Source organism: Streptococcus sp. 1449 (assembly GCF_013276805.1).
Taxonomy (GTDB): domain Bacteria; phylum Bacillota; class Bacilli; order Lactobacillales; family Streptococcaceae; genus Streptococcus; species Streptococcus pseudopneumoniae.
On the sequence record NZ_VMLS01000070.1, the window covers coordinates 1 to 8,887 of the forward strand.

Annotated in this window: 9 protein-coding genes; all 9 read right to left on the minus strand. The window is 42.3% G+C overall.

Going from position 1 to position 8,887, the window contains the following annotated elements:
• Positions 1–64: 64 nt before the first annotated feature.
• Positions 65–2,299, minus strand: coding sequence for a DNA internalization-related competence protein ComEC/Rec2 (locus tag HT687_RS10050; RefSeq protein ID WP_023936946.1), 2,235 nt, complete (start codon positions 2,297–2,299; stop codon positions 65–67).
• On the minus strand, positions 2,283–2,933 hold the full coding sequence (locus HT687_RS10055; RefSeq protein WP_000387332.1) for a helix-hairpin-helix domain-containing protein: 651 nt from the start codon (positions 2,931–2,933) through the stop codon (positions 2,283–2,285). Before HT687_RS10055 ends, HT687_RS10050 begins: the two co-directional genes overlap by 17 nt.
• A gap of 67 nt (positions 2,934–3,000) precedes the next feature.
• Positions 3,001–3,570, minus strand: a complete 570-nt coding sequence (locus HT687_RS10060; protein ID WP_000443735.1) for a GNAT family N-acetyltransferase — start codon at positions 3,568–3,570, stop codon at positions 3,001–3,003.
• Positions 3,571–3,782: 212 nt separating this feature from the next.
• Positions 3,783–4,787, minus strand: coding sequence for a PhoH family protein (locus HT687_RS10065; RefSeq protein ID WP_023936948.1), 1,005 nt, complete (start codon positions 4,785–4,787; stop codon positions 3,783–3,785).
• A gap of 84 nt (positions 4,788–4,871) precedes the next feature.
• Positions 4,872–5,087 (minus strand): YozE family protein, encoded by a 216-nt coding sequence (locus HT687_RS10070; protein WP_001232084.1) that lies wholly within the window; start codon positions 5,085–5,087, stop codon positions 4,872–4,874.
• An 8-nt stretch (positions 5,088–5,095) separates the two neighbouring features.
• Entirely contained in the window at positions 5,096–5,950 is an 855-nt protein-coding gene (gene cvfB, locus HT687_RS10075; RefSeq protein ID WP_001095471.1) for an RNA-binding virulence regulatory protein CvfB, read from the minus strand.
• Positions 5,951–6,009: 59 nt separating this feature from the next.
• On the minus strand, positions 6,010–6,567 hold the full coding sequence (frr, locus tag HT687_RS10080; RefSeq protein ID WP_001262225.1) for a ribosome recycling factor: 558 nt from the start codon (positions 6,565–6,567) through the stop codon (positions 6,010–6,012).
• A gap of 8 nt (positions 6,568–6,575) precedes the next feature.
• Positions 6,576–7,313, minus strand: coding sequence for a UMP kinase (gene pyrH, locus HT687_RS10085; protein ID WP_000002996.1), 738 nt, complete (start codon positions 7,311–7,313; stop codon positions 6,576–6,578).
• Between the two features lie 83 nt (positions 7,314–7,396).
• Positions 7,397–8,731, minus strand: coding sequence for a methylenetetrahydrofolate--tRNA-(uracil(54)-C(5))-methyltransferase (FADH(2)-oxidizing) TrmFO (trmFO, locus tag HT687_RS10090; protein ID WP_000083731.1), 1,335 nt, complete (start codon positions 8,729–8,731; stop codon positions 7,397–7,399).
• Positions 8,732–8,887: the final 156 nt, after the last annotated feature.

The window sequence follows — 8,887 nt, forward strand, 5'->3', positions numbered from 1 at the left end:
TGATAAAGTCGGGATTATACCATATTTTGTTTCGCAGGAAGTCTAATAATAATATTTATCTTTCCTATCGAACGCTTTCAATCTTCCAACTATTCCAACCTTTAAACCGTATAGCTCCATGCTGGTCAGTTCGGTAAACTTTGCTATTGATACCTTCCAGTCGTGTCAAAGTTTCCTGATGGGGGAGTTTCGTTCGATTGTTCTTTCCAACTGAGATGAGAGTCATCTCTGGTTTGAGCTGTTCTAAAAAGTCTGAACTTAATGATTTTTTAGAGCCATGTTGGCTAGCTTTCAAAACATCCACTTCTAGGTCAGGATAGTGCTTCAGCATGTCCTTCTCTCCTTTCTCCTCCAAATTTCCAGTGAAAAGAAAGTTTTTATCCAAGAGTTTTCCATACAAAACCAGGGTATCTTCATGATCTCCAATTTTCCTTGGAGATAGGACTTCTAACTGACTTCCAAAAATTGGCAAGTTCTCTCCTGCTGTCACACTGCGCACCTTGGTTTGAGTCGCCTGTAGTTCTACCACAAATTCCTTCTGTTTCAGATTTCCTTTTGATACTAAAATCTCCCCTACATAAAAAGCCTTGGTCACCTCCAACAAATCTCCAACATGTTCCTTGTCCGTATTTGTCAAAATCAGCTGGTCAATCTTGGCTACTCCTCGACTTTTGAGATAGGGAATCAAGGTTCGCTGGGCATTGCTGGTCGTCGCCTTTTCTTGCCATTTTTCAATTTTCTTATCAGATTCTGCCTTGCCACCTACATCTATGAGAATGGTCTTCCCAGTTACATCCCTTAGGAAAATACTTTCTCCTTGCCCCACATCCAGCATGGTAATTTCATTTTCCAGTGGATGCTTGGTCAAGAAAAAGAGACCCACAATAAGTAAGCTGAAGCCAGCTACTCTTTTGATATTTTTCCTCAAATCATAGACCAAAGCCAAGGAAATTAACAATAAAATTAAAAACCATGCATTAGGTTGTCCAAAGACAAACGGCCTACTTGTCATCTGCGAGACCAAGCGAATCATTCCCTCCAACCATTCAAAGATAAAATTCAGTTGAATGACTGGATAGAGAAAGGAAAGGGCAAATAAGATAGACAAGAGCGGTAAGAAGACCAAATCAAATAGAAAGGAAAAGACAAAGGTCAAGAGGATGGACCAAGGTTGAAATTCCGCAAAATAGAAGGATAGAATGGGCAATATGCCCAAGGAGATGACTAGACTTTCACTAGCAACAGCCTTGAGCCCCTCCCCTTCTTTGCTGGTCATGGTCAGGATAAAAGCATAAGCGCAGGACAAGACTCCTCCTGCTGTCAAGAAAAAGTTTGGCATGACAATAAAGAGGAGAAACACTGTCAAGGCAAAATTATCCAAGCCCTTAACCCCATGTTGAGCCAGTAGCTTTTGCAAGAGACTGCGAATAACCGATGCTGAAAATCCAGTTAGTCCCGCATAGATAAGGGAAAAGGGATAAGTCAGCCATTTCAACTTTTCTTGGGTCAAGCCCAATCGCAAGAGAAGTTTCTTAAATCCATTCATGAAAAAACCTACCTGCATGCCAGATAGGGCAAAGAGGTGGATAATTCCTAGACTGGAATAAAGCTCATTCATCTCCTCAAAGTCGGTGTCCAGATGTCCCAGCAAGAGTCCTGTCATGTAATTGCGCATAGGGTCTGGAAAGTGCGTCTTAATCCAAACCACAGCCTTTCGACGTAAACTGGACAAGTTTTCTCCTATATCCCAACTGCCAATCTTTTGAAGTGACTGGATTGTTTTGATATTGAGAGTCTGGTAAATTCCCTGAGTCTTCAGATAGGCTTGGTAATTAAAGCCACCAAAATTTCTCTGCCCTTCTGGCTCCGAAAGCTTCCCTTCTAGTCCTATCTCATGCAGGTCGGTTAAAGCTTGAAAGGCTTCTTTCTCCTCCTCGGACTGGAGTTTATAATAGACTTGAAAAATGCGTCCATCAGCCTTGCCGCGAAAGGACAGACTATCACCATTGACCTTAACAGTGTCAGGCAGAATCCGTACCCTTTCAACAGAATCCGCCAGATTTTGACTCGCTTGGCTCTGTTGCCAATTTTGAAACAGAAACCAGAAGCCAAAGACTCCACAAATCACTAAAACTTTGCCTGTTGATTTCCATGGAAATTGGAAAAAGAGACAGACTAGCAGAAAAACAAAGCCCAACAAAGCAAGATAGGATGCTGAGAAAATAGCGTAATAAAACCAAAGTAACAAAAAACTCAGGTAAATTAGGGGAATGGGGATGTTCTTAATCCACTGTAACATAGTCTTTTAGCTTTTCTATGGTCTTAGCACCAATGCCAGAGACCTTCTTGAGTTCATCAATCGACTTGAATTTCCCATTTGCCTCACGATGGTCTATAATGTCCTGAGCTCGTTTTCCTCCCAGTCCCTTAACCTGTTTAAGCTCTTCCAGACTGGCCTTGTTGAGATTGACCTTCTTTTCCTTGCTTGTTGAAGAAGCTGTCCCCGAACCAGTCTGTTGACTAACTGCTTCTTCTCCCTTAGTAGGAACGTAAACCAGAGCCTCATCACTAACTTTCTGAGCTAGATTGAGCGACTTGCTGTCTGCTTGCTCTGTCAAGCCACCAGCCTTCTGAACAGCATCATTGACTCGACTACCTACAGGCAAGTCATAAATCCCTGGCGATTTGACAGCACCTTTGACATCTACTGTGATTAGATCTTGTTCAAGGGGTTCTTCCTTCTCTTCCTTGTTCACTTCCTTTTCGGATACCAAATCCTTGGAAACAGCTGCAACTTCAGCCTGCAAATTCGTTTCCTTTACAGGTGTTTGTGGAGCTGGCTTTAGCAGGAAAAATCCGCCTACAAGCAAGCCCAGACCAGTACAGATGACGATGATTTTATACTCTTTGATTTTCTCGATAATTGCTTCCATATTTTCTCCTCTCTTAGATTATTCGTAAGAGGAAGAAAAAACAGTCGAAAAATTTCTTTTCAACTGCTTATTTATTTGCAAAATAGTCTTCCTTGGTCAAGACATAATGAACTCTTGTCACGATTCGGCCTTTTTCATGCTGGTCCATACAAGCATAAGCTTCTTCGTGGGAAAAACGCATGCCTGATTTCTCCATGACCTTTCCTGACGCGGGATTAGCCTTATCGTGTAAAGCAACTAACTTATTCATTCCTATCTTCTCAAAAGCTAGCTCAATTACGGCACGATTGGCTTCTGTCGTCAATCCTTGATTCCAATACTTTTTATTGATAATGTAGCCAATAGCTGCCTTCTTAAGAACAGGATCAATCTTGTGCAAGTCAATGGTTCCGATAAACTTGCCGTTATCTTTTAATTCAATCCCCCAGCGTCCCAAGGGATTAGCCAAGTAGAACTGAGCAATATTATTCTTGGTTTCTTCTACATTTTGATTGGTTGAAAAAGTGTAACGTGTATTATCCTTGTCCGAGGCATAGTCAAACATTGCTTCCGCATCATTCAAAGTTACAGGTCTAAGCAACAAACGCTCTGTCTCGACTATGGGATACTGAGCTAGTTTTAAAAAGATTGATTCCATACGTTTCTTCCACTTGAAACCTTTCTAATCTAATATAAGGATATTGAATAAAACATTTAAAAAGCAAACTTATAGTAGATTGAAATAAGATATAAACAAATCAATCAGGAAAGTCAAATTAATTTCTAAAAATGTTTTAGCAGTCACAACGTACTATTCTAGCTTCAATCTACTATAGATTTAGTATTGAGATAACTTTAAGTACAAAAGAACTATCCTTCATATAGAGGTTGAGGATCTAATTCTTCACTCTCTTCTTTTTTAACCGGTTCTGGTTCATAGGCTCGGATAATCTGAGCGACAACTGGGTGGCGAACCACATCCTTGGCTGAAAAATGAACAAAGTCAATCTGGTGAATGTTCTTGAGTTTCTCTTGGGCATCAATCAAACCGGACTTGACATTGCGTGGCAGGTCAATCTGACTGATATCTCCATTGACAATCATCTTAGAATGAAAACCTAAACGAGTCAAAAACATCTTCATCTGCATAATGGTCGTATTTTGCGCCTCATCGAGAATGACAAAGGCATCATCCAAGGTCCGTCCACGCATATAGGCAAGGGGCGCAATCTCAATAATTTCACGCTCCATGAGTCGAGTTGTTTGGTCTTTCCCCAGAATCTGATACAAAGCATCATAAACAGGTCGAAGGTAAGGATCTACCTTCTCCTTAAGATCACCCGGAAGAAAACCTAGACTCTCTCCTGCTTCCACCGCTGGACGTGTCAAGATAATCCTCTTGACTTGCCCACGTTTAAGTGCAGTCACTGCTAAGGTCACTGCAAGAAAGGTCTTCCCTGTCCCTGCTGGCCCAATTCCAAAGGTCACATCATGCTGTTTAACACTGTCCACATAAAGTTTTTGACCCAGTGTTTTGACACGGATAGGCTTCCCTGTATTATCCTTGATAATTTCTTCTTCATAAAGGGCGACAAATTTGTCGATTTCATCGTTTTTGACCATGCTAATCGCAGTCACTACATCTGGTGTGCCGACTGTCATTCCACGATTTACCAAAACCATCAAGGCTTGAATAACTTGTCTAGCTTCCTCACAAGCTGACTCCCCCCCCAAGACTTGTACAATCTCTGTACGAGCATGAATCACCACATCAAGCTCTTCTTCCATCAAACGAAGATGGCGCTCATTGGAACCAAAAAGATGAAACAGGTCATCTGGATGACTCAGTTGAATGTCTATTGAATGTTCCTTCAAATAAAGAACCTCTCTAATCCTTTTATTTCTTTTTATTATAGCAAAGGGATGGAGAAATTACTAGCCCAAACCCAATGAATCATGCTAGTGTTCTAAGTATTCTTGCCAGATAGCGTCAAAGTCTCCTAGGTTAAAAGAGAAACTGGCATGTTCTTCCAAAAAGCGACTCACCTCATCAAAATCATCTGTGTGTTTTGGAAAAGCTGATTCTTCAAAGGCTAGGTCTGCTAGGATAGCTTTGGGACTGTTACTTTTAGGATTGCGCTCGGTCATGAGCCAAGTGTAAAATGATTTTCTCATATGTCACCCTAGATCAATTCTGTCCCAAACTGGTCTTGCTTGATTTTACCAGCCTTCATAAGACCACCTAAAACTTTCTTGAACTGACCTTTAGAAATGCCAAAGGTTGCCTTGATGTCATCTGGAGATGACTTATCATTCAAGGTCATGAAACCGCCATTGCTTTCCAAATAAGTCAAAATCATCTGGGCATCATTTTCCAACATTTCAAATGAACGTGGTTTGAGGGAGAGGTTCAGAGTGCGGTCCACTTCGCGGAAACCAATGACACGCGCATCTAAAACTTGCCCTAAACGTGGCTCTGCATAGCGCTCGCTAGGATGGATAAAACCAAGCATGTTATTTTCTGGCAGGTAAACAAAAGTTCCTGACAGCTTGAGGCGGTATACAATGGCTGGCCAGTTTTGGTTCTGCATGTTGTTGTAGGCAGGTCGAGCCAGACGTTGGAAGTCTTCTTGATAAGCCAAGAGTCCCCAGATACGATCTTTCTTGTCCACTTCAAGACGGATGTAGAGTTGATCACCCTTCTTAGGCCAGAGTTCCTTGAGCTCAGGGAGAATATCGAGTGACACAACGATTTCCTTGTCAGGAAGGCCTGTATCCACAAAGACACCCAAGTCTTTACGAACTTCTGTGACACGTCCCCAACCAAATTGGTCCTGAGTGGCAGTCACTTCTAGAGTTGTCAAGCGGAGTTTTTGCTTCATATCCGTGTAGGCAAAACCTTTAACCGTATCCCCTACTGTATGTTGACCTTCTTCCTTGGTAAGAGCATAGGTCTGGCCATCCTTTTGAACAAAGTAAAAACGGTCGTTTTCATCGATGATCAGTCCAACGATAAAACTTGCAAGATTTGTATTCATATTTCCTTCTTTCGAACAAAACTCAGCCAGCAATGCCAACTGAGTTTTTCTGTTTATTTTTAGACTTCCAAGAGTTCTTTCTCTTTGTTGGCAGTCATGTCGTCGATGTGTTTAACAGCATCATCTGTTACTTTTTGAATGTCTTTTTCAAGAGTCTTCAATTCGTCTTCAGTGATTTCTTTTGCTTTTTCTTGTTTCTTAGCTTCATCCATAGCATCGCGACGGATATTGCGGACAGCCACTTTAGCATTCTCACCGACCTTCTTCACTTCTTTAGCAAGGTCACGACGAGTTTCTTCTGTAAGAGCAGGGATAACCAAACGAATTACAGAACCATCGTTAGCTGGTGTGATACCAAGATCAGAAGCGTTTAAGGCACGTTCGATGTCTTTCAATGAAGACTTGTCAAATGGTGTTACCAACAAAACACGCGCTTCTGGAATGGTAATTGAAGCAATTTGGTTAAGAGGAGTTTCTACTCCATAGTATTCTACATGTACACGGTCGAGTAAACTTGCGTTGGCACGACCAGCACGGATACCACCAAATTCACGAGCAAGTGATTGGTGAGACTGGGTCATTCTCTCTTTAGCTTTTTCAATAATTGCGTTAGCCATAATCTTTCTTATTCCTTTTCTTCGATATTATTTGAAACTGTTGTTCCGATATTTTCACCAAATACGACACGTTTGATGTTGCCTGGTTGGTTCATGTTGAAGACAACCAAGTCAATGTCGTTATCCATTGAGAGGGTTGAAGCAGTTGAGTCCATGATACGAAGACCTTTATTGATAACGTCACGGTGGGTCAATTCTTCAAACTTAACGGCTGTCTTGTCCTTCTTAGGATCGGCATTGTAAACACCATCGACCCCATTTTTAGCCATAAGGATAGCATCCGCTTCGATTTCAGCTGCACGAAGGGCCGCTGTTGTATCTGTTGAGAAGTAAGGTGAACCAATTCCGGCACCAAAGATAACGATACGGCCTTTTTCAAGGTGACGAAGGGCACGTCCACGTACGTAAGGCTCTGCCACTTGTTGCATTGCAATGGCTGTTTGCACACGCGTATCAACCCCAACTTGTTGCAATGAATCTGCCATCACAAGAGCATTCATAACAGTCCCAAGCATTCCTGTGTAATCTGCCTGAACGCGGTCCATTCCTGCTTCTGCAGCAGGTTCACCACGCCAGAGATTTCCTCCACCAATAACAAGGGCAATTTCGATACCTAAGCTATGAACTTCTTGAATCTCTTTTGCGATTGTTTGAACTGTTTGGATATCAATCCCTACGCCACGTTCACCGGCAAGGGCTTCACCTGATAACTTGATTAAAATACGTTTATACTTGGGATTCGCCATTTTCACTCTCCTTCTTTTATCCTACCTATTCTATCACAATTTCTAAGATTTTTATAGTATCATGAGCAATTCTTTCAAAAAAATTAGACAGTCAAAAATTCCTCTAAGTCGGCAAGGGCACGCTCTGCAATTTTTTCATAACGAGCCTTCTTATCACGGATACGCTCGCCTTCCAACTCCTTGATGATCCCAAAATTGACATTCATTGGTTGGAAATGTTTGCTGTCGGCATGGGTAATGTAATGAGCTAAGCTTCCAATCGCTGTCGTCTCGGGGAAAATAACCTCGCTTTCTTCCTTGAAGAGACGAGCTGCGTTAATTCCCGCAACTAAGCCCGAAGCCGCCGACTCAACATAGCCTTCCACCCCCGTCATCTGACCAGCAAAGAAGAGATTTGGTTGTTTCTTGGAACGGTAAGTCTGCTCAAGAAGATTTGGTGAATCCATGTAAGAATTGCGATGCATGACACCATAACGGACAAACTCCGCATTTTCAAGACCCGGAATCATTTGGAAGACACGCTTTTGTTCTCCCCATTTGAGGTGGGTCTGGAAACCAACAATATTGTATAGGCTACCAGCTGCATTATCCTGACGAAGTTGCACAACCGCATAAGGTGTTTTAAATTCTCCATCACGAGGTCCTGTGTAGTCGTCCGGATACTCAAGACCGACTGGCTTCATAGGGCCATAAAGCATAGTTTTAATGCCACGTTTGGCCATAACTTCGATTGGCATACATCCTTCAAAGTACTTTTCTTTTTCAAAAGAATTGAGCGGTGCTTCTTCCGCATTGACCAAGGCTTCATGGAAATCCATAAACTCTTGCTTGGTCATTGGAGCATTGAGATAGGCTGCTTCTCCCTTATCATAACGAGATTTGAGATAGACCTTACTCATATCGATAGTGTTGACATCGATAATAGGCGCTGCTGCATCGTAGAAATAGAAGCCATCGCCATTATTAAGGGCATGAATCTTTTCAGCCAGGGCATCGCTAGTCAAGGGACCAGTCGCCACAACTGTAATAACATCTGTTGGCAATTCTGTAATTTCATCACGCACCACTTCAATCAAGGGGTGGTTGACCACTTTTTCGGTCACCATTTGAGAGAAACCATCACGATCCACCGCAAGGGCTCCACCGGCAGGAACACGTGTAGCCTCAGCAGATTCCAAGATAACAGAACCCAAGCGACGCATTTCTTCCTTGAGAAGACCAACTGCATTTGTCAAAGCATCCCCACGCAAAGAATTGGAACAAACCAACTCAGCAAAATTGTCTGTTTTGTGCTGAGGAGTCGACTTGACACCACGCATTTCATAAAGTTTAACTGGAATACCACGCTCTGCGATTTGGTAAGCTGCTTCAGAACCTGCCAAACCAGCACCGATAACATTGATATAAGATTGAGACACGACACTAATACCTCTTTGGGAGTGTGAAGTTAAGATTCACATTGAAAAAGCCAATCAGACTTACGAGCTTTCGAGTTTCTTGGCTCAGGCTGAAAAAGTCCATTGGACTTACTTCGCTCTCGAATTTCTTGGCTCAGGCTGAAAAAGTCCCCCAGA

What these genes read in the sequence shown, in the direction of transcription:
- HT687_RS10070 (WP_001232084.1), bottom strand. Translation starts at nt 5,087, where the DNA reads ATGAGAAAATCATTTTACACTTGGCTCATGACCGAGCGCAATCCTAAA.
- HT687_RS10055 (WP_000387332.1), bottom strand. Translation starts at nt 2,933, where the DNA reads ATGGAAGCAATTATCGAGAAAATCAAAGAGTATAAAATCATCGTCATC.
- cvfB (WP_001095471.1), bottom strand. Translation starts at nt 5,950, where the DNA reads ATGAATACAAATCTTGCAAGTTTTATCGTTGGACTGATCATCGATGAA.
- pyrH (WP_000002996.1), bottom strand. Translation starts at nt 7,313, where the DNA reads ATGGCGAATCCCAAGTATAAACGTATTTTAATCAAGTTATCAGGTGAA.
- HT687_RS10060 (WP_000443735.1), bottom strand. Translation starts at nt 3,570, where the DNA reads ATGGAATCAATCTTTTTAAAACTAGCTCAGTATCCCATAGTCGAGACA.
- frr (WP_001262225.1), bottom strand. Translation starts at nt 6,567, where the DNA reads ATGGCTAACGCAATTATTGAAAAAGCTAAAGAGAGAATGACCCAGTCT.
- HT687_RS10050 (WP_023936946.1), bottom strand. Translation starts at nt 2,299, where the DNA reads ATGTTACAGTGGATTAAGAACATCCCCATTCCCCTAATTTACCTGAGT.